The organism is Lentzea sp., from assembly GCF_036380075.1.
In the GTDB taxonomy this organism is placed as follows: domain Bacteria; phylum Actinomycetota; class Actinomycetes; order Mycobacteriales; family Pseudonocardiaceae; genus Lentzea.
This window is the reverse complement of record NZ_DASVFL010000083.1, coordinates 1-19,009: the sequence shown is the minus strand read 5'-3', so window position 1 is coordinate 19,009 and position 19,009 is coordinate 1. Positions and strand designations below refer to the sequence as shown.

19 protein-coding genes, 1 pseudogene and 1 riboswitch are annotated in these 19,009 nt (G+C 69.5%); of the genes and pseudogenes, 12 read left to right on the top strand and 8 right to left on the bottom strand.

Going from position 1 to position 19,009, the window contains the following annotated elements; translation table 11 throughout:
• Window positions 1-85: 85 nt before the first annotated feature.
• Window positions 86-670: an isopentenyl-diphosphate Delta-isomerase gene (gene idi / locus VF330_RS10810; protein ID WP_330851410.1), complete on the top strand. Its 585-nt coding sequence runs from the start codon at window positions 86-88 to the stop codon at window positions 668-670.
• Here the strand turns inward: idi and VF330_RS10805 are convergent.
• From VF330_RS10805 to VF330_RS10795, 3 genes are all read right to left on the bottom strand, one after another.
• Window positions 656-1,732 carry a ribonucleotide-diphosphate reductase subunit beta gene (locus tag VF330_RS10805; protein WP_414675366.1) on the bottom strand — a complete coding sequence of 359 codons (1,077 nt, stop codon included), beginning with the start codon at window positions 1,730-1,732 and terminating at the stop codon, window positions 656-658. The genes idi and VF330_RS10805 overlap by 15 nt on opposite strands.
• Window positions 1,693-4,068: a ribonucleoside-diphosphate reductase subunit alpha gene (locus VF330_RS10800; protein WP_330851392.1), complete on the bottom strand. Its 2,376-nt coding sequence runs from the start codon at window positions 4,066-4,068 to the stop codon at window positions 1,693-1,695. Before VF330_RS10800 ends, VF330_RS10805 begins: the two co-directional genes overlap by 40 nt.
• 108 nt (window positions 4,069-4,176) lie before the next feature.
• Window positions 4,177-4,385, bottom strand: a riboswitch (cobalamin riboswitch).
• 43 nt (window positions 4,386-4,428) lie between these two features.
• Entirely contained in the window at window positions 4,429-4,977 is a 549-nt protein-coding gene (locus VF330_RS10795) for a LysE/ArgO family amino acid transporter (RefSeq protein ID WP_330851408.1), read from the bottom strand.
• Between the two features lie 99 nt (window positions 4,978-5,076).
• Between VF330_RS10795 and VF330_RS10790 the strand changes: the two genes are divergently transcribed.
• From VF330_RS10790 to VF330_RS10770, 5 genes are all read left to right on the top strand, one after another.
• Window positions 5,077-5,934: a LysR family transcriptional regulator ArgP gene (locus VF330_RS10790; RefSeq protein ID WP_330851407.1), complete on the top strand. Its 858-nt coding sequence runs from the start codon at window positions 5,077-5,079 to the stop codon at window positions 5,932-5,934.
• A gap of 18 nt (window positions 5,935-5,952) precedes the next feature.
• Window positions 5,953-6,696: an SDR family oxidoreductase gene (locus VF330_RS10785; protein WP_414675365.1), complete on the top strand. Its 744-nt coding sequence runs from the start codon at window positions 5,953-5,955 to the stop codon at window positions 6,694-6,696.
• Between the two features lie 63 nt (window positions 6,697-6,759).
• A complete protein-coding gene (locus VF330_RS10780) occupies window positions 6,760-7,467 on the top strand; it encodes a DUF998 domain-containing protein (RefSeq protein ID WP_330851391.1) in 708 nt (235 codons plus the stop codon).
• Window positions 7,392-7,802, top strand: a complete 411-nt coding sequence (locus VF330_RS10775; RefSeq protein ID WP_330851390.1) for a hypothetical protein — start codon at window positions 7,392-7,394, stop codon at window positions 7,800-7,802. Before VF330_RS10780 ends, VF330_RS10775 begins: the two co-directional genes overlap by 76 nt.
• 94 nt (window positions 7,803-7,896) lie before the next feature.
• Window positions 7,897-8,226 (top strand): hypothetical protein, encoded by a 330-nt coding sequence (locus VF330_RS10770; RefSeq protein WP_330851389.1) that lies wholly within the window; start codon window positions 7,897-7,899, stop codon window positions 8,224-8,226.
• Here VF330_RS10770 and VF330_RS10765 read toward each other — a convergent pair.
• The 5 genes from VF330_RS10765 to VF330_RS10745 all read right to left on the bottom strand — a co-directional run bounded on the left by VF330_RS10765 (window position 8,219) and on the right by VF330_RS10745 (window position 12,764).
• On the bottom strand, window positions 8,219-8,917 hold the full coding sequence (locus tag VF330_RS10765; RefSeq protein ID WP_330851388.1) for a class I SAM-dependent methyltransferase: 699 nt from the start codon (window positions 8,915-8,917) through the stop codon (window positions 8,219-8,221). The two genes, VF330_RS10770 and VF330_RS10765, sit on opposite strands and share 8 nt — an antisense overlap.
• Window positions 8,910-9,611, bottom strand: coding sequence for a DUF3800 domain-containing protein (locus tag VF330_RS10760; protein WP_330851387.1), 702 nt, complete (start codon window positions 9,609-9,611; stop codon window positions 8,910-8,912). The genes VF330_RS10765 and VF330_RS10760 overlap by 8 nt, the downstream gene beginning before the upstream one ends.
• 125 nt (window positions 9,612-9,736) lie before the next feature.
• A complete protein-coding gene (locus VF330_RS10755) occupies window positions 9,737-11,218 on the bottom strand; it encodes a glutamate--cysteine ligase (protein WP_330851405.1) in 1,482 nt (493 codons plus the stop codon).
• Between the two features lie 86 nt (window positions 11,219-11,304).
• Window positions 11,305-11,943: a 4'-phosphopantetheinyl transferase family protein gene (locus VF330_RS10750; RefSeq protein WP_330851386.1), complete on the bottom strand. Its 639-nt coding sequence runs from the start codon at window positions 11,941-11,943 to the stop codon at window positions 11,305-11,307.
• A gap of 2 nt (window positions 11,944-11,945) precedes the next feature.
• Window positions 11,946-12,764: a metallophosphoesterase gene (locus VF330_RS10745; protein WP_330851385.1), complete on the bottom strand. Its 819-nt coding sequence runs from the start codon at window positions 12,762-12,764 to the stop codon at window positions 11,946-11,948.
• A gap of 630 nt (window positions 12,765-13,394) precedes the next feature.
• Here VF330_RS10745 and VF330_RS10740 point away from each other — a divergent pair.
• From VF330_RS10740 to VF330_RS10715, 6 genes and pseudogenes are all read left to right on the top strand, one after another.
• Window positions 13,395-13,781 (top strand): annotated as a pseudogene (locus tag VF330_RS10740) (transposase); the annotation flags it as partial.
• 663 nt (window positions 13,782-14,444) lie between these two features.
• Window positions 14,445-15,512 carry an ABC transporter ATP-binding protein gene (locus tag VF330_RS10735; protein ID WP_330851384.1) on the top strand — a complete coding sequence of 356 codons (1,068 nt, stop codon included), beginning with the start codon at window positions 14,445-14,447 and terminating at the stop codon, window positions 15,510-15,512.
• A complete protein-coding gene (locus tag VF330_RS10730) occupies window positions 15,509-16,294 on the top strand; it encodes an ABC transporter permease (protein ID WP_330851383.1) in 786 nt (261 codons plus the stop codon). The genes VF330_RS10735 and VF330_RS10730 overlap by 4 nt, the downstream gene beginning before the upstream one ends.
• Window positions 16,294-17,103 (top strand): MlaE family ABC transporter permease, encoded by an 810-nt coding sequence (locus tag VF330_RS10725; RefSeq protein WP_330851382.1) that lies wholly within the window; start codon window positions 16,294-16,296, stop codon window positions 17,101-17,103. The genes VF330_RS10730 and VF330_RS10725 overlap by 1 nt, the downstream gene beginning before the upstream one ends.
• Window positions 17,100-18,407, top strand: a complete 1,308-nt coding sequence (locus VF330_RS10720; protein WP_330851381.1) for an MCE family protein — start codon at window positions 17,100-17,102, stop codon at window positions 18,405-18,407. Before VF330_RS10725 ends, VF330_RS10720 begins: the two co-directional genes overlap by 4 nt.
• Window positions 18,404-19,009 (top strand): MCE family protein (locus VF330_RS10715; protein WP_330851380.1); only part of this gene is annotated, 606 nt, incomplete at its 3' end. The genes VF330_RS10720 and VF330_RS10715, both read left to right, overlap by 4 nt.

Sequence of the window (19,009 nt, the reverse complement as noted above, 5' to 3'; positions counted from 1 at the left end):
ATCCGGCTATCCGCGCGGTGGAGCCCCCTCACCCGGACGCCAGTTCCCGATCTTCGGCCGCGTGTGGTCACATGGGGGTGTGACTGTGGAACAGGTGGTCCTCCTGGCCGAGGACGGTTCGGCCATCGGCGTCGAGGACAAGGCCGTGGTGCACCACGCGGACACCCCGCTGCACCTCGCCTTCTCCAGCTACGTCTTCGACTCGTCGGGCAACACGGTGCTGACGCGGCGCGCGTTGCACAAGAAGACGTTCCCCGGTCTGTGGACCAACACCTGCTGCGGCCACCCGGCACCGGGCGAGGACATCGCCCGGGCCGTGGTGCGCCGGCTGCGCGACGAGCTCGGCATGGCGGTCTCCGCACCGGAGCTGCTGCTGCCGTCCTTCCGCTACCGCGCCGAGATGGACGGGATCGTCGAGAACGAGATGTGCCCGGTGTTCCGGGTCCTCACCGACGACGACCCCGCGCCCAACCCGGACGAGGTCGATTCCACCGAACGGGTGGCGTGGAGCAAGTTCGCCGCCGACGTCCTCGACGGCACGCGCGAGATCTCGCCGTGGTCGAGGCTCCAGGTCGCCGAGCTCGTCAAGCTCGGACCCGATCCGCTGGACTGGCCCGTCGCGGACCGGGCCGGGCTGCCCAAGGCAGTGGTGTCGTCACCACTCCAGTGAGCCACCGTTCTGGTACTCGATGACGCGGGTCTCGAAGAAGTTCTTCTCCTTCTTCAGGTCCATCATCTCCGACATCCACGGGAACGGGTTCTCCGCCTGCCCCCACACCGGCTCCAGGCCGAGCTGTGCGCAGCGGCGGTTCGTGATGAACCGCATGTACTGCTCGCACAGCTCGGCGTTGATCCCCAGGATGCCGTTCGGCATCGTGTCGCGGCCGTAGGCGATCTCCAGCTCGCAGCCCTCGGCGAGCATGGTCCGCACCTCCTGCTGGAACGAGCCGGTCCACAGGTGCGGGTTCTCGATCTTGATCTGGTTGATCGCGTCGATGCCGAAGTTCAGGTGGATCGACTCGTCGCGCAGGATGTACTGGTACTGCTCGGCGATGCCGACCATCTTGTTGCGCCGGCCGAGCGACAGGATCTGCGCGAAGCCGGTGTAGAACCACATCCCCTCGAACACCACGTAGAACGCGACGAGGTCCTTGAGGAACGCCTGGTCGCGGTCCGGCGTGCCCGTCCTGAACTCCGGGTCCTCCAGGTGCTGCGTGAACTGCAACGCCCACGCGGCCTTGTCCGTGATGGACGGGATCTCCCGGTACATGTTGAACAGCTCGCCCTCGTCCAGCCCGAGCGAGGTGCAGATGTACTGGAACGTGTGGGTGTGCACGGCCTCCTCGAAGGCCTGGCGGAGAAGGTACTGGCGGCACTCGGGGTTGGTGAGGTGCCGGTAGACCGCGAGCACGATGTTGTTGGCCACCAACGACTCGCTGGTCGCGAAGAAGCCGAGGTTCCGCTTGATCATGCGGCGTTCCTCGTCGGTCAGCCCGTCGGCGGACTTCCACAGGCCGATGTCGGCCTGCATCGAGACCTCGGTCGGCATCCAGTGGTTGTTGCAGCCGTTGAGGTACTTGTCCCACGCCCAGTGGTACTTGAGCGGCAGCAGCTGGTTGACGTCGGCCCGGCAGTTGATCATCGCCTTGTCGTCGACGGAGACCCGTCCGGCACCGGCTTCGATGTTCGTGGTCACTGGCAGGCCTCGCAGTCCGGGTCGGTGATCGAGCAGCTGGGATCGGTGACGGTGACGGGCGAGACGGCGTTGAGCTTGCCGTCGGTGCCCCGCAACGTGGACTTCTCCACGTGGGTCGCGCTCTGCGTGCGCAGGTAGTACGTCGTCTTCAGCCCGCGCACCCACGCCAGCTGGTACAGCTCGTCGAGCTTGCGGCCGCTCGGCTCGGCCAGGTACAGGTTGAGCGACTGCGCTTGGTCGATCCACTTCTGCCGGCGGCTGCCCGCCTCGACCAGCCACGCGCTGTCGACCTCGAACGCCGTGGCGTACAACGCCTTCAGGTGCGGCGGCACCCGGTCGATCGCGCCGAGGCTGCCGTCGTGCAGCTTGAGGTCCGAGATCATCCGCTCGTCCCAGAGCCCCCGCTGCTTGAGCGCCCGCACCAGGTCGGGGTTGGTGACGGTGAAGTCGCCGGACATGTTCGACTTCACGTACAGGTTGCGGTACAGCGGCTCGATCGACTGGTTCACGCCGGTGATGTTCGCGATCGTCGCGGTCGGCGCGATGGCCATGACGTTGGAGTTGCGCATGCCGCGCTCGACCTTCTCGCGCACGGCGTCCCAGTCCAAGGTGGACTCGCGGTTCACTTCGAGCTCGCCGGCGCCGCGGTTGCGCGCGAGGATCTCGACGGAGTCGATCGGCAGAACCCCTCGGCTCCACAACGACCCGTCGAACGACGCGTACGCGCCGCGTTCGCGGGCGAGGTCGGCGCTGGCGGTGATCGCGTGGTAGCTGATCTCCTCCATGCTGCGGTCGGCGAACTCCACGGCCTCCTGCGACGCCATCGGCGTGCCGAGCGTGAACAGCGCGTCCTGGAAACCCATCAGCCCCAGGCCGATGGGCCGGTGCCGCAGGTTGGAGTTCCTGGCCTCCGGGATCGTGTAGTAGTTCACGTCGATGACGTTGTCGAGCATCCGCACGGCCGTCCGCACGGTCTTCGCGAGCCGCGCGTGGTCGATGCCGTCCGCGGTGACGTGCCGGGCGAGGTTGACGCTGCCCAGGTTGCAGACGGCGACCTCGTCGACCGTGGTGTTGAGCGTGATCTCGGTGCACAGGTTGCTGGAGTGCACGACACCGCTGTGCTGCTGCGGCGACCGCAGGTTGCACGGGTCCTTGAACGTGATCCACGGGTGCCCGGTCTCGAACAGCATCGTCAGCATGCGCCGCCACAGGTCGACGGCGGGCAGACGCCGGAAGACCTTGATCTCGCCGTTGTCCGCTCTCTCCTCGTAGGCGCGGTACTTCTCGGCGAACTCGTCACCGAACGCGTCGTGCAGGTCCGGCACCTCGTCGGGGGAGAAGAGCGTCCACCGCCCGCCGGCGCGGACCCGGCGCAGGAACTCGTCCGGCACCCAGTTCGCGGTGTTCATGTCGTGGGTGCGGCGGCGCTCGTCGCCGGTGTTCTTGCGCAGGTCGAGGAACTCCTCGACGTCGATGTGCCAGGTCTCCAGGTAGGCGCAGACCGCGCCCTTGCGTTTCCCTCCCTGGTTCACGGCCACGGCCGTGTCGTTCGCGATCTTCAGGAACGGCACCACGCCCTGCGACTTGCCGTTGGTCCCCTTGATGTGCGCGCCGATCCCGCGCACCGGGGTCCAGTCGTTGCCCAGCCCGCCGGCGAACTTCGACAGCAGCGCGTTGTTGCTGATGCCGTGGAAGATGCCCGCGAGGTCGTCGTCCACGGTGGTCAGGAAGCACGACGACAGCTGCGGCCGTGTGGTGCCCGAGTTGAACAGCGTCGGCGTCGAGCACATGAAGTCGAACGACGACAGCAGCTCGTAGAACTCGATCGCGCGGGCGTCGCGGTCGTCCTCCTGCAGCGCGAGGCCCATCGCGACGCGCATGAAGAACGCCTGCGGCAGCTCGTAGCGGCGGCCGTCGTGGTGCAGGAAGTAGCGGTCGTACAGGGTCTGCATGCCCAGGAACTGGAAGTTCAGGTCGCGTGACGCGTCCAGGGCGGCGCCCAGGCGGGCCAGGTCGAAGCCGGCGAGCCGCGGGTCGAGCTGGTCCAGGCCGATGCCGTGGTGGACGAACGAGGCGAAGTACGACGGGTAGCGTTCGGTCATCTCGGCGTGCGTCAGCGGGACGCCGCAGGCCTCGGCGCGCAGCTTGTCCAGCAGCAGCCGGGCGCTGACGGAGGAGTAGTCCGGGTCCTGTTCGACCATCGTGCGGGCGGCCATGATCGGCGCCAGCGCCAGTTCGGCGTCGGTGATGCCGTCGTAGAGGTTGCGCTTGGTCTCGGCCAGGACTGCCTCCGCCGAGGCGTTGGGCAGGTCGGCACACGCTTCGTGGACGACCTCGGACAGTCGATCCAGCGCTGGTGGGCGGTCGGGCACGCTCTCTCCTCGCGAGCAAGCCCGAGGAAACGCGTGCGCGCACCAGCGGACGCGCGCCACCGGTGCACACAGCCGCCCTCCCTCGGGGCACCGTGTGGTGCGCGCAGGCTTGCGCGCACACCGGTGGCAGGTCTTCGGACTCGTGGGCGCCGGGCACGCTCCTACCGGCCGTCGCTTCCCAGGGCGGACCCCAGTGCTTCGTTGACGGCTTTCGTTCCCACTCACCGCTGCGGGGCAGTCCCGGACTTCCACCGGGTTCCCTCTTGCCTCACTCGCCCGGTGCTCCGGGCCGGTGAACCACCAGCGCGGCAGATACTACATGTGGTGGTGGCTGCTTGATCACCACCCAACATGCGCGCGTCACGCTCCGGCGATCAGCACCACTCCGAGGACGGTCATCACGGCGGCGATCACGCCGTCCAGCACCCGCCACGCGCGGGGCCTCGCGAACAGCGGGCTGAGCAGGCGCGCGCCGAACCCGAGCGCGACGAACCAGGTGACGCTCGCGGTGACCGCGCCGATCCCGAAGAGCCACCGGCCGGCCGCGATCGAGCCGAGGAGCAGCAGCGTGTCGAGGTAGACGTGCGGGTTGAGCCACGTCAGCGCGAGCGCGGTGAGCACGGGGCGGCCCGACGCCTCGCCGGAGGCGGTCAGCGCGGACGGCCGCAACGCCCGCCGCGCGGCGAGGAAACCGTAGCCCAGCAGGAAGATCCCGCCCACGACCGCGGCGGCGGTGATCACGGACGGCCACCTGCGGACGATCGCCCCGAACCCGGCGACGCCCACCGCGACGAGGATCGCGTCCGAGACGGCGCACACGGCGACCACCTTCGCCACGGCCTGGCGCCGGAGTCCTTGGCGCAGCACGAAAGCGTTCTGCGCGCCGATCGCGACGATGAGGGTCATCATGGTGCCGAAGCCGAGGAACAGGTCAGTCACCCCTCCGACGGTATTCACGCGTTCTTGATGAGACCAGCTAAAGATTCTTACGTAGCATTAGCGCTCGTGATGGATCTCGACCTGGTGCGCACGCTGCTCGCGGTCGTCGACGCGGGCACGTTCGACGCGGCAGCCACCGCGCTGCACGTCACGCCTTCCGCTGTCTCGCAACGGATCAAGGCTCTGGAGCAGCGCACCGGCCGGGTGCTGCTCGTGCGCGCCCGGCCGGTCCGGCTCACCCCGTCCGGCGAGGTGCTGGTCCGCTACGGCCGGCAGCTGCTCGCCCTCGACCAGGACCTCGACGCGGCGCTCGGCGAGGACGCCGTCGTGCGCGTGCCGATCGCGGTGAACGCCGACTCGCTCGCCACGTGGTTCCTGCCCGCGCTGCAACGGGTCCCGCCGGAGCCGAGGATCTCGTTCGACCTCCACCGCGAGGACCAGGACCACACGACGGCGTTGCTGCGCCAGGGCCTGGTGATGGCGGCGGTGACGTCGTCGCGGGAACCCGTTGCGGGCTGCGAGGTCCGCCGGCTCGGCCACATCCGGTACGCGGCGATGGCCACGCGGTCCTTTGTGGACCGTTACGAGGACGGGCCGCTCAAGTCGTGGCTGCCGCGGGCGCCGGTGGTCGTGTTCGACCGCAACGACGACCTGCAGGACCGGTTCGTGCGCACGCTGACCCGCGGCCGCGGCGCGTCCGACCACCGCCACTACGTGCCGTCGTCCGAGGTGTACGTGCGGGCGATCGTCGCGGGCCTGGGCTGGGGGATGGTGCCACCGCAGCAGCTGCAGGACGGCCTGGTCGACCTCGCGCCGGGCCGGACGGTGTCCGTGCCGCTGTACTGGCAGCAGTGGAAGCTCGACTCGCCGGCGCTCAACGCAGTGGCCCGCGCGGTCGAGGAAGAAGCGGCCGTAGCGCTCGAATAGGAGTTATCGTCTCGGGCCATGACCGGTGAAGCGATGAACCTCGACGGGAAGACCGCGGTCATCTACGGCGGCGCGGGCAGCATCGGCGGCGCCATCGCCGCGGCGTTCGCGGCGGCGGGGGCCGAGGTGCACCTCGCGGGGCGGACCGAGGCGACGCTCAAGGCCAGAGCCGAGCAGCTCGGTGCGCGGTACGCCGTGGTCGACGCCCTCGACGAGCGGGCCGTGGACGAGCACGCCGCCACGTTCGAGCGCCTGGACATCTCCGTCAACGTCACGACCGACAACGACGTCCAGGGCACGCCGATGGTCGAGATGAGCGTCGAGGACTACCTCAGCCCCGTCGTCTCGGCCGTCCGGTCGAAGTTCCTCACCGCCAGGGCGGCCGCACGCCACATGACCAGGCAGAAGTCCGGCGTCATCCTGTTCTTCGGCGGCACCGGCGACCCCTCCGCGCACCGGGAGTGGCAGCTCGGCGGGCTGCTCGCCGCGTTCGACGCGGTCGAGTCGATGCGCCGCCAGCTCGCCGTGGAGCTCGGGCCGCACGGCGTCCGCGTCGTCACGTTGCAGACGGCGGGCGTGCCCGAGTCCGTCCCGGAGGACTTCCGCGGCGTGGTCGAGCCGGACATGCTCCGCCGGTCACCGCTGAACAGGGTGGCGACGCTGGAGGACGTCGGCAGGGCGGCGCTGTTCGCGGCGTCGGACTGGGGCCGCACGATCACGGGCGCGCAGGTCAACATCACCTGCGGGAGCGTCCTGGGCTGAGCGGTTCCTGTCGGTTCCCTGAATGCCGGAACCCCTCGCCCGCACGCGAGCGTTGACCGTTATGTGCTGATTCCTCGACTCGCCGCCGCCGGCGGTTCACTCGCCGTCGTCGCCACGGTGGCCATGGTCGGGCTGCTCGACCTGAACGTCGGGCCGCTGCGCCGCACGATCAGCGAGTACGCGCTGGGCGAGCACCGGCTGGTCTTCGACGTGGCCGTGCTGCTCCTCGCGTTCGGCTCGCTCGCGATCCTGACGGCGCTCGTCCACCGCGGGCTGGCCCGGTGGCGGTCGCCGGGGTCGGTGGCGCTCGTGCTGTGGTCGGTGGGCCTGCTGCTCGTGGTGGCGTTCCCGAAGACGAACTGGGCGATGGGCACCAACGAGATGAGCGGCAGCATCCACCGGTTCGGGAGCATGCTCGCGTTCGTGAGCCTGCCGATCGCGGTCATCGCGCTCGCGCGGCCGTGGCTACGGCACGCCGTGTGGGGGCGACACGCCAGGTGGACGATGGCGTCCGGTTTGTTGAGCGTTGTCGCGTTCATGCCGATCCTGTACGCCATTGCGGTGGGCATGACGTCCGGCGTTCGGTGGTGGCGCGTGTTCCCGTTGGGCTACACCGAGAGGATCTTGCTCGTGGCCGAGGTCGGCGCCGTGCTGGTCGTCGGGCTGTGGGCCATCGCGGCCAGTAGGGTTGCGCCATGGCGAGTTGGGGAGACCTCGCGGATTACGTCCGCGCCGAGTACGACGTCATCCACGACGACGGCGAAGAGCTGAGGATCCTCTTCACCTTCGGGGACGTGGACGAGGGCGACGACGAACGCACGCAGGTCGTGATCGTCGTCAGGGAAGTGCTCGACAAGATGCACGAGTGGGTGCAGATCGCCTCCCCGTGCGGGCTGGCCTCGCAGGTGGACCTCCGCGCGGTGCTGGAGGAGGTCGGCAACTCCACGGTCGCGTGCGGTCTCGCGATCATGGGGGAGCACGTGGTCGTGCGGCACTCGCTGCCGTTGGCCGACCTGGACATCCACGAGTTCACCGACCCGCTCCAGCTGCTCGCCGGCACGGCGGACACGCTGGAGGAGCAGTTCTGGGGAGGCGACGGCTACTGAGGTCCCCCACGACCCGATCCGGCCGGACCGTGTCGTGGGACTCAGTCGACGACCCGTCGTGGAACCTAGGTTAGGCTCTCCTAACGTGAGAGCGATGACGGTGCAGGTTCGGGCCGGGCTGGGCGTCGGACGCCTGGCCGCGGCCATGGAGTCCCTGGTGGAACTGCATCCCGAGCTGTGCCGCTCCGGCTTCGCCCACCACGAGGTCACCGACCCCGTCACCGCCACCCCCGCGGCCCTCGCGGAGGCGGAGGCGGGCCTCGACCTGCAGGCCGGCGTGCTGATGCACGTCGTGTGGCTCGACGCCGGACCGCGGCGGTCCGGGCGGATGGTCCTGGTGCTGCACGACATCGTGGCCGACCGGCTGCCGCTGGTCCTGCCGTGGCTGGTGCGGGCCTGGAAGCAGCCCGCACTCGTCAGCTGACGCGCCGCGCCACGAACACGAGCTCCCGGCCGGGCCGGTCAGGGGCGTCGCGGACGTCCACGACCTCGAACCCGCTCGTCCTGAGGCTCTTCTCGATCTCGGGACCCGAGCGGAACCGCAGGGTCGAGTCCGAGGTGACCACCGTGCCGTCCGGGAACCGGTAGTTGTGGCGCAGCGAGACGAACGGCAGGCTCACGTTCAGCAGCTCAAGCTGTTCGCGGACCCCGCTGCGCACCCGTGGCTGCACCCGCGACCAGTCCTCCCACGCCCGCCGCTCCGGCCGCCGCGTCTCGAACACGAGGTGCCCGCCGGGGCGCAGCGCGGCGTGCACACCCCGCAGGGTCGCCTCCCAGTCGTCGCCGAGGAACACCTGCGCGACGTTCCCCGTCATCGTCGCGAGGTCGACCTGGAGCTCGGGCAGGGTCGTCGCGTCACCGTGGATCCAGGTGACCCTGGCGTCCTTGGCGCGGGCGATCTGCAGCGACGCCAGCGCCGGGTCCACGCCGACGACCGACCGCCCGGTGGAGGCCAGCAACGTCGCGAGGCACCCGGTGCCGCAGCCGACGTCGAGGACGGACCGGGCACCCACCTCGTCCGCCAGCGCGAGGTACAGGTCCAGGTCGTCCCGCGGCCCGTCGAACGCGTCGTACAGCTTCGCGAGCCGGGAGTCGGCGAAGATCGCGTCAGGCATTCCACGTCCCCGGCCACATCCCTGGTCCGACGACGAACGGCATCAGCAACTCGATCACCTCTCGGTCTGGTCTTCCGTTGAGCTCTTCCTCGGCCACCCGGCGTGCGATCCCCGCCAGGAAGTCGGCGACCTGCACCCGTGCGTCGTGCTGCGAGTCGACCAGCGTCAGGCTCCGCAGCCGGGGCGCCAGCTTCTTCAGCTGCCGGATGCGTGCGTCGGTCAGCGACAACTGTTGATCGTGCACGATCGACACCGGGCCGCTCCACTGGGTCACCGCACGCAGGATCGCCGGGAACAACGGGTCGAGCGCCCCGCGCGGCCCACGAGCCCGCAGCAGGTCGTTGTACAGCTCCAACGGCCCGCTCACCGCGCCGAACTCCGCCCGCACCCGCGCGGCCAGGAACCGCCGCTTGTCCACGAGCTGCACGCGCGCCCTGCCGGCGAGCGGGCCGTCCGGCCCGAGGAACCACAGCAGCACCCACCGGTTCTTGCGGCGCAGCAGGTGGTTCGCCTTGTACTCCAGCGCCGGTGACCTGATCATCTCGCGCAGCGACGCGACGCACGCGGACGCCTCCTCGCGCGTGAAGCTGACGCCGGCGTGCGCGAAGACCGAGGTGACGCCGCCGACGAGCTTCTCGCCCTCGGACCCAGACTCGTCGCAGGCGATCTCCATCAGGCCCTGAGGATGCCTCACCCGGCTTGGTACGGTCGCGCGAATTTCCCGGCACGGGCAGGGGCCGGTGCGCGAACCGCACCGGCCCCTGCTGTCTGTTCAGGTGTTCGGGCGCCCGCGGACGGCCCACGGGTCGACCCGGCTGATCACCCGGTGACCGGCCAGGTGTGCACGGGCTCGTTGGCGTGCATCAGATCCACGTAGGTCCGCAGCATGGTCCGCAACGCGTCCGAACGGTCCATGTGCGAGTGGTCATAGTGCCGGTGGAACTCCCGGGCCTGCCAGGTGGCCCCGTTGACGCCGGAGAGGCACCGCTGCTCGATCACCCCGAGCAGCCGGTCGCGTTCGGCCGAGTCGACACCCCACCGGATCAACCCCTCGTGCGCGAGGGGGAGGAGCCGCCGCAACACCAGCTCCACCACCGGCACGGTCCCGACCCCAGGCCAGTACATCTGCGCGTCCATCCCGTTCCGGGAGGCGGCGTTGAAGTTCTCCTCGGCGGCCTGGAAGCTCATCTGGGACCACAGCGGACGCTCGTCCTCGGCCAACGCCCGCACCAGCCCGAAGTACAACGCCGCGTTGGCGAGCGTGTCGACGATGGTCGGACCGGCGGGCAGCACCCGGTTTTCGACGCGGAGGTGCGGCTTGTCGCGCACCACGTCGTACACGGGCCGGTTCCACCGGTAGATGGTGCCGTTGTGCAGCTTCAGCTCGCTCAGCGAGGGCGTGTCGCCCTTGTCGAGCACGGCGAGCGGGTCCTCCTCGTCGGTGATGGGCAGCAGGGCGGGGAAGTAGCGGACGTTCTCCTCGAACAGGTCGAAGATCGAGTTGATCCACCGCTCGCCGAACCACACGCGCGGGCGCACGCCCTGGGCCTTCAGCTCGTCGCCGCGGGTGTCGGTCGCCTGCTGGAACAGCGCGATGCGGGTCTCGCGCCACAGCTCCTTGCCGAGGAAGAACGGCGAGTTCGCGCCGACCGCCACCTGCACGCCCGCGATGGCCTGGGCGGCGTTCCAGTAGGCGGGGAACTGCTCCGGCGACACCTGCAGGTGCAGCTGCGTGCTGGTGCAGGCCGCCTCGGGCACGATCGAGCTGGACGTGAGGTGCAGGCGTTCGACGCCGTCGATGTTGATCTGCAGGTCCTCGCCGCGCGCGGCCAGCACCTGCTCGTTGAGCAGGGCGTAGCGCGGGTTGCCGGAGAGCAGGTCGGGGGAGATGTCACCGGGGCGCAGCGTGGGCAGGATGCCGTTGATGACCATGTGGGCGCCGACCTCGCGCGCCTTCTCCTCCGCGGAGTTCAGGCTGCGGCGGACGGTCTCCTCGAACGACGTGATGCCGCCGCCCGCGAGGCGGCGCGGGGCCACGTTGATCTCGATGTTCCACTGGCCCAGCTCGGTCACGAAGTCGGGGTCGTCGATGACCTTCAGCGCCTCGTGGTTCTTCATCGCCGGGTCGCCGCGCTCGTCGATGAGGTTGATCTCGATCTCGAGACCGGTCATCGGCCGCTCGAAGTCGAACCGCGCCTCCCGCAGCATGCGCGCGAACACGTCGAGGCACCGGCGCACCTTGGTGCGGTACCGCGTGCGGTCCTCGCGCGTGAACTCGTGCTTCGCGACGTCCTCGCCCATGGTGGCCTCCCGGCGGTCGAGGGCTAAGCCCACCACTCCTTACCCCGGTTGATCAAGCCTGACACCCTGGACTTCCGGCCTGGGCGTCAGGCGGGCACCGCGATGGCCGTCACCAGGACGTCGCCCTGCACCAGCCAGCGGCCGTCGAACCCGGCGACCGGGCTGTCGGGCAGCAGGATGCGGGAGTGGAACGTGCCGTCGGCGGCCAGCGTGATGTCGGCGTCCTCGAAGCCCAGCCACCGCCGCGTCACCGGGAACCAGGCCTTGTAGGTCGACTCCTTCGCGCTGAAGAGCAACCGGTCCCAGCAGATCTTCGGGTCCTCTGCGGTCAGCCGCGGCATCCGGTCGAGCTCCGCCCGCACCGCGATCGCGTCCAGCACGCCCTCCGGCGCGGGCGCGTGCGGTTCGGCGTCGATCCCGATGGTCCGGAAGTCGGTGACGCGCGCGAGGGCAGCGGCCCGGTAGCCGGCGCAGTGCGTGAGGCTGCCGACGAGCCCCTCCGGCCACTGCGGCTCGCGCTTCGGGCCGGACAGGATCGCGACGGGCTCGACGCCGAGGCGCCGCATCGCGTCGCGGGCGCATGCACGGGCCGAGCCGAACTCGGACCGCCGCTTGGGCACCGCCTTGGCGACCAGCGCCTCCTCCTCGGGGAAGAGGTCGGCCGGCTGGTCGTCGTCGTAGCGCTCCACGGCCGCGATGGGCGGGGGGAGGAGTTGTTCCAGCACCTCTACGACTCCCGCAGCACGTCGTGCAGCTTCACCCTGGTGGTGCCGCGCGGTTTCCACTCGCGCGGGTAGCCGAGCGAGACCTCGTCGAAGCGCACGCCGTCGTAGTGCGTCGTGCGGGGGATGTGCAGGTGCCCGTAGACCATCTCGACCACGTCGAACCGCTTGTGCCAGTCGGCGGTCAGCGTCGTGCCGCACCAGAGCGCGAACTCCGGGTAGCGCAGCACGAACGTGGGGTCGCGGACCAGCGGGTAGTGGTTGACCAGCACGGTCGGACCGGTGACCGCCGCGAGCCGGGCCTCGGTCTCGGCCACCCGCGCTCGGCACCACGCCTCGCGGGACGGGTACGGGTCCGGGTGCAGGAAGTACTCGTCCGTGCACACCACCCCGGCGTCGCGCGCGATGGTCAGAGCCGACTCCACGTCCGTGGCACCCGGTGGCCGAAAGGAGTAGTCGTACCCCAGGAACAGTGGACAGACGGTGACCGGCCCCCGCTCGCCCTCGAAGACGGCGTAGGGGTCCTCCGGCGTGAGCACGCCGAGGCCGCGGCACAGCTCGACGAGCTGCTTGTAGCGCATCTCGCCGCGCGCCTGGTTGGGGTCGTCCTTGGTGGTCCAGAGCTCGTGGTTGCCCGGCGACCAGACGACCTGGGCGAACCTGCCGCTGAGCTGGGTGAGCGTCCACTCCACGGCGGCGAACTTCTCGCCGATGTCGCCGGCGACGATCAGCCAGTCCGCGGGGTCCGGTGCCTCGATCGCCGCCACCACGTCGCGGTTGTCCTGGTAGGAGACGTGCAGGTCGCTGGTGGCCCAAAGCTTCACCTTCGAACGGTAACCCGAGCGTCAACGCCGCGACGACCACCGCCGGAGGTGTCCACTGCGTGGTCATCGGGGTACCACTCGATCGTGGGACGGATGCCACGACCGGTTATCCGTTCGTCGCAGACAGTGCGCCACTCGTCTCAACTGGGCGGGCCGTGCGTCGCCGCCGCACGGCCGTTCACCGCCCCGACCCGCCGCGCCACTTACCAGTGCGTGACCGCCTTCTTACGGTGAGCGCTGTCACCTGACGGAAAAGTCCTGGCGGAGGACCACACCATGACCGACTCGCAGTTCGCTCGCACCCCGGACCCGCGGTCGGCGCGGCAGGTCCCGCCCCGCCAGGTGCCCCCGCGTCCCGGCGCCCCGCGCCAGGGCCAGGTCCCGGTCCGCTACGGCCAGCCGGTCGACCCGCGCCTGGCGGCGAACACCTCGTTCCGCCGCACCGTGGGCGCCGAGATCGCCCGCGGCGTCCAGCAGCACCAGGGCTACGCCGTCCCCCAGCGCCGCACGCCGGCCGAGGAGACGGCCCTCGCGACCCTGCTCCGCTCCCGCCAGCGCGCCGAGTCCCTCCGCCAGGACGCCCGGCCCGCCGACCCGGCGCCGCGGCAGGACTCCTGGACCCGCACCCCGGTGTGGCCGGAGCGCGCCGCCGACAGCGCCCGCGGCGACGTCATCGACCAGCTCTCCGCCCGCCTCGTGTCGGCGAACCTGTGGGCCGTCGTCGAGCCGCTCATCCCGCCGGCCAAGGTCCGCCGCCAGGGCGGTGGCCGCGGCCGTGTGTGCAACCGGTCCGTGTTCACCGCGATCGTGTTCGTGCTTTCGTCGGGCTGTGCCTGGAGGCACCTGCCCGCTTCGTTCGGCGTCACCGTGCCCACCGTGCACCGGCGGTTCCAGGAGTGGACCGACCTCGGGCTGTGGGTGCGGTTGCGCAGGGCCGCGGCCGAGGGGGCCTGCGGGACCGAGGAGCTCGACTGGATCCGGGCCGTGCTCGACGCGGCTGACCGGAGGGCGGCCAAGGCCGCTGGTTGAGGTTGTCGGTCTCGGCGCCGGGGACGTCTCCGTTTCGGGGCGTCCCCGGTTTTTGGTTTTTGGGCCGTGTGGGCTTCCAGCGTGGGCCTGTTGCGTTGGGCTGTTCCTGTTCCAGCGGGGGCGTGCACCTCGGACGAAAGAGCGGGGTTCATCGCCGCTGCGCGACGATCCGCGATTGGGGCTTGACTTCGGGGCCCTTGCGAGGCGCTGTGGTCGGCCGGAAAACGGCCGGACGCTTCGCGACCGGCCGAGCCCGAGATGGGTAGCACCTCGCACCCAAAGTCAAGCCCCAATCGCACAAGAACGGGTGGGTTCACCGGCTCTGATCGGCGTAAGGGGTGACGGCTCGCCTTCGGCGTCGCTTGGAAGTGCGGGGGTCTTTTCGGCTCGCTTCGCATCGCCCTTGGTGGGGTGCCTTGGCTTCGCCGATGGACTGTGGTGCTCTGTGTTTGGAGTCACATCGGTCTCGGAAATCCCGGTTGTCGTGGGGTGGTCCAGGCGCTTGGTCCCGTTTTGCGAGGTCACGCTGCGTGCTGTTATCTGAACGCAACCGGTGTTAGGCCAACTGGTGAGTAACCTGCCGCGAACGAACTCGTTGCCCCAGTGTGACGCCGATCGCCACGGCGTCCGGGCGTGTGCGGAGGTGCGTGGATGGGTGTCGAGGTGGTCGTCGAGGGTCTGACCAAGTCCTTCGGCAAGCAGACCATCTGGCAGGACGTCACGCTCACGTTGCCGCCGGGTGAGGTCAGCGTGATGCTCGGGCCGTCCGGTACGGGCAAGAGCGTGTTCCTGAAGTCGTTGGTCGGGTTGCTCAAGCCGGAGCAGGGCAAGATCGTCATCAACGGCACGGACCTCGTGCGGTGCTCTGAGAGCAGGCTCTACGAGATCCGGAAGATGTTCGGCGTGCTGTTCCAGGACGGCGCGTTGTTCGGGTCGATGAACCTCTACGACAACATCGCGTTCCCGCTGCGCGAGCACACCCGCAAGACCGAGGCCGAGGTTCGCCGGATCGTCCTCGAGAAGATGGAGATGGTCGGTCTCGTCGGTGCGGAGAAGAAGCTCCCCGGTGAGATCTCCGGCGGTATGCGCAAGCGCGCCGGGCTGGCGCGAGCGCTGGTGCTCGATCCCGAGATCATCCTGTGCGACGAGCCGGACTCGGGTCTGGACCCGGTGCGCACGGCCTACCTGAGCCAGTTGCTGATCGACCTGAACGCCCAGATCGACGCGACCATCCTGATCGTCACGCACAACATCAACATCGCGCGGACCGTGCCGGACAACCTCGGCATGCTGTTCCGGCGCGAGCTCGTCATGTTCGGGCCCCGTGAGGTGTTGCTGACCAGTGACGAGCCCGTGGTCGAGCAGTTCCTCAACGGGCGGCGGCTCGGGCCCATCGGCATGTCCGAGGAGAAGGACCAGGCCACCATGGCCGCGGAGCAGGCGCACGCGGACGCCGGGCACTCCGACGGGTCGCCCGACGAGGACATGCGCGGGGTGGTGCCGCAGCTGGAGCCGACGCCGGGGCTGCCGTACCGGGATGCCGTGCGCAGGCGCAAGGACCGGGTCATGTCGATCATCCACCAGCTGCCGGACGAGGCCCAGCAGGGGATCATCGCGAGCCTCACGGCCGAGGAGCAGATGCGGTACGGCGTGCACGTCGGGACGCCGGTCGCGGCTCCCGCGCCCAGCCCCTGGCCGCGGCGAGGTGGTGTGCTGTGAGCACGCCGACGACCTTTCCCGGCGCCGGTGCGCTGCGCGAGACCGGGAAGCTGTGCCAGCTCGGGATCGACGTCGTGCGGACGTCGTTCCGGCGGCCGTTCCAGCTGCGCGAGTTCATCCAGCAGAGCTGGTTCATCGTCAGCGTCACGGTGCTGCCGACGGCGCTGGTGTCGATCCCGTTCGGCGCGGTCATCGCGTTGCAGCTCGGCAGCCTCACCAGGCAGATCGGCGCGCAGTCGTTCACGGGTGCGGCCAGCGTGCTCGCGATCATCCAGCAGGCCAGCCCGATCGTGACGGCACTGCTCATCGCGGGTGCCGGCGGCAGTGCGATCTGCGCGGACCTCGGGTCGCGGAAGATCCGCGAAGAGATCGACGCGATGGAAGTGCTCGGCGTCTCGCCGATCCACCGGCTGGTCGTGCCGCGGGTGCTGGCGGCGATGCTGGTGTCCGTGCTGCTCAACGGCATGGTGAGCGTCGTCGGTGTGCTCGGCGGGTACTTCTTCAACGTGATCATGCAGGACGGCACGCCCGGCGCCTACCTCGCGAGCTTCAGCGCGCTGGCGCAGCTGCCCGACCTGTGGATCAGCGAGATCAAGGCGCTGATCTTCGGGTTCATCGCGGGCATCGTGGCCGCCTACCGGGGGCTCAACCCGGCGGGCGGGCCGAAGGGCGTCGGTGACGCGGTCAACCAGGCCGTGGTCATCACGTTCCTGCTGCTGTTCTTCGTCAACTTCGTCCTCACCACGATCTACCTCCAGGTCGTGCCCGCGAAGGGGAGCTGATGGCGAACAAGGCGCTGTCCACTCTGGACGGTTTCGGTGACCAGCTGGCGTTCTACCTCAAGGCGCTGGCCTGGACCCCGCGCGCGCTGAAGCGGTACTCCAAGGAGACGCTGCGGCTGCTGGCCGAGGTCAGCTTCGGGTCGGGGGCACTCGCGGTCATCGGCGGCACGATCGGCGTGATGGTCGGCCTGTCCGTCTTCACGGGCACGGTCGTCGGTCTGCAGGGCTTCACGGCCCTCAACCAGATCGGCACGAGCGCGTTCGCCGGCTTCGTGTCCGCCTACTTCAACACCCGCGAGATCGCGCCGCTCGTCGCCGGTCTCGCCCTGAGCGCGACGGTCGGCTCCGGCTTCACCGCCCAGCTCGGCGCCATGCGGATCTCCGAGGAGATCGACGCGCTGGAGGTCATGGGCATCCCCAGCCTGCCGTTCCTCGTCACCACGCGGATCATCGCCGGGTTCGTCGCGATCATCCCGCTGTACGTGATCGGCCTGCTGACGAGCTACCTCGCGGCCAGAACGATCACCGTGGAGTTCTACGGGCAGTCCGCGGGCACCTACGACCACTACTTCAACCTGTTCCTACCGCCGATCGACGTGCTCTGGTCGTTCGGCAAGGTCCTGGTCTTCGCGGTCGTGATCATCATGACCCACTGCTACTACGGCTACCGGGCCTCGGGTGGCCCCGCCGGTGTCGGCGTCGCGGTCGGGCGCGCGGTGCGGACCGCGATCGTCACGACGGCGCTGCTCGACTTCTTCCTCAGCCTCGCGATCTGGGGCGCGACCACGACGGTGAGGATCGCCGGATGAAGAAGCGCGTGCTGGGCATCGCCTTCCTCCTCGCGATCGCCATGTTCCTGTCCCTCACGGTGGCGCTCTACAAGGACGCCTTCAGCGACTACGTGAAGGTCACGCTCAAGACCGACCACATCGGCAACCAGCTGCAGACCGCGAGCGACGTCAAGGTCCGCGGGCTCATCGTCGGGTCGGTGAAGGCCGTCCGCACCAGCGGCGACGGCGCCGAGCTGGAGCTCGCGCTGCTGCCGGACAAGGTCGAGCAGATCCCCGGCAACGTCAGCGCGCGCCTGCTGCCCAAGACGTTGTTCGGCGAGCGGTACGTCAACCTCGTGCTGCCGCAGCAGAAGCAGGCCGCCATCAGGGAGGGCGCGGTCATCGAGCAGGACCGCACCAGCAGCGCGATCGAGCTGGAACGCGTGCTGGAGAACCTGATGCCGGTGCTGCAGGCGATCCAGCCGGAGAAGCTCGCCACCACGCTGACGGCGCTGTCGCAGGCCCTCGACGGCCGGGGCAAGCCGCTCGGCGAGACGCTGGTGTCGCTCGACTCCTACCTCGGCGAGCTCAACCCGCAGCTGCCCGCGCTGAAGGAGAACATCTCCCGGCTCGCGGACGTCTCGAACGTCTACGCCGACGCGGCGCCAGACCTGCTGCAGGCGCTCAACGACATGACCACGACGACCAAGACGATCGTCGAGCAGCGCGACAACCTGCTGTCGCTCTACGGGACGCTGACCACGACGTCGCAGGACCTCACGAGCTTCGTCACGGTCAACAAGAACAACATCATCAACCTCGCCGACACCAGCCGCCCGACGCTGGAGCTGCTGGCCAAGTACGCGCCCGAGTACCCCTGCCTGCTCAAGGGCCTCGCGGAGTTCGAGCCGATCATCAGCAAGGCGTTCGGCGCCGGAACCGACAAGCCCGGCCTGCACCTCACGCTGGAGATCACGCAGAACCGCGGCAAGTACAAGCCCAACCTCGACGAGCCCGAGTACAAGGACAAGCGCGGCGCACGTTGCTACGACCTCGTGCCGCGGCCGAACCCGTTCCCGCAGTACCCGCCGGAGGGCCCGGTGCAGGACGGCTCCAGCTCGCCCGCGCCCGCCCGCTCCGCCAACGACGGCGTGCTGCCGCCCGGCGCCACCATCCCCTCGTCCGCGCAGGACGCCGCCAACCTCGCGAACTCGCCGGAGGAGGCCAGGCTGATCGCGGCGCTGTTCGGCCCGCGCGTCGGCGTCGACCCGCAGGAGATGCCCGGCTGGTCGAGCCTGCTGCTCGGTCCTCTGGTCCGCGGAACGGAGGTGACGGTCAAGTGAAAGGCGTGCTCGCCCCGCTGCTCAAGCTGATCACCTTCGCCGTCGTCACGATCCTCGCCACGACGCTGCTCGCGGTGACCATCGCCAACGTGAACCTGGCGGGCGCCACCGACTCCAAGGCCCGGTTCACCGACGTCACTGCGTTGAACGAGGGCGACGACATCCGCATCGCCGGCGTCCGGGTCGGTCAGGTCGACGGCATCAAGGTGGTCGACCGCAAGACCGCCGAGGTCGAGTTCTCGATCGACGGCGACCGCAAGCTGCCCGAGTCGGTGACGGCGACCATCAAGTACCGCAACCTGGTGGGGCAGCGCTACATCGCGCTGGAGTCCGGCACCGGCGACACGAAAGCCGTACTGCCTCGGGGCGGCACCATCCCGCTGGACCGCACCAAGCCCGCGCTCGACCTCACCGTGCTGTTCAACGGCTTCAAGCCGCTCTTCCAGGCGCTGTCGCCGGAGGACGTGAACAAGCTGTCGTTCGAGATCATCCAGGTGCTGCAGGGAGAGGGCAGCACCATCGACAGCCTGCTCCAGCACACGGCGTCGCTGACCAGCACGCTCGCGAGCAAGGACAAGGTGATCGGCGAGGTCGTCGACAAC

What these genes read in the sequence shown, in the direction of transcription:
- VF330_RS10735 (WP_330851384.1), top strand. Translation starts at nt 14,445, where the DNA reads ATGGGTGTCGAGGTGGTCGTCGAGGGTCTGACCAAGTCCTTCGGCAAG.
- VF330_RS10765 (WP_330851388.1), bottom strand. Translation starts at nt 8,917, where the DNA reads ATGCCTGACGCGATCTTCGCCGACTCCCGGCTCGCGAAGCTGTACGAC.
- VF330_RS10755 (WP_330851405.1), bottom strand. Translation starts at nt 11,218, where the DNA reads ATGGGCGAGGACGTCGCGAAGCACGAGTTCACGCGCGAGGACCGCACG.
- VF330_RS10720 (WP_330851381.1), top strand. Translation starts at nt 17,100, where the DNA reads ATGAAGAAGCGCGTGCTGGGCATCGCCTTCCTCCTCGCGATCGCCATG.
- VF330_RS10775 (WP_330851390.1), top strand. Translation starts at nt 7,392, where the DNA reads ATGGCGAGTTGGGGAGACCTCGCGGATTACGTCCGCGCCGAGTACGAC.
- VF330_RS10785 (WP_414675365.1), top strand. Translation starts at nt 5,953, where the DNA reads ATGACCGGTGAAGCGATGAACCTCGACGGGAAGACCGCGGTCATCTAC.
- VF330_RS10725 (WP_330851382.1), top strand. Translation starts at nt 16,294, where the DNA reads ATGGCGAACAAGGCGCTGTCCACTCTGGACGGTTTCGGTGACCAGCTG.
- VF330_RS10770 (WP_330851389.1), top strand. Translation starts at nt 7,897, where the DNA reads ATGACGGTGCAGGTTCGGGCCGGGCTGGGCGTCGGACGCCTGGCCGCG.
- VF330_RS10795 (WP_330851408.1), bottom strand. Translation starts at nt 4,977, where the DNA reads ATGATGACCCTCATCGTCGCGATCGGCGCGCAGAACGCTTTCGTGCTG.
- VF330_RS10790 (WP_330851407.1), top strand. Translation starts at nt 5,077, where the DNA reads ATGGATCTCGACCTGGTGCGCACGCTGCTCGCGGTCGTCGACGCGGGC.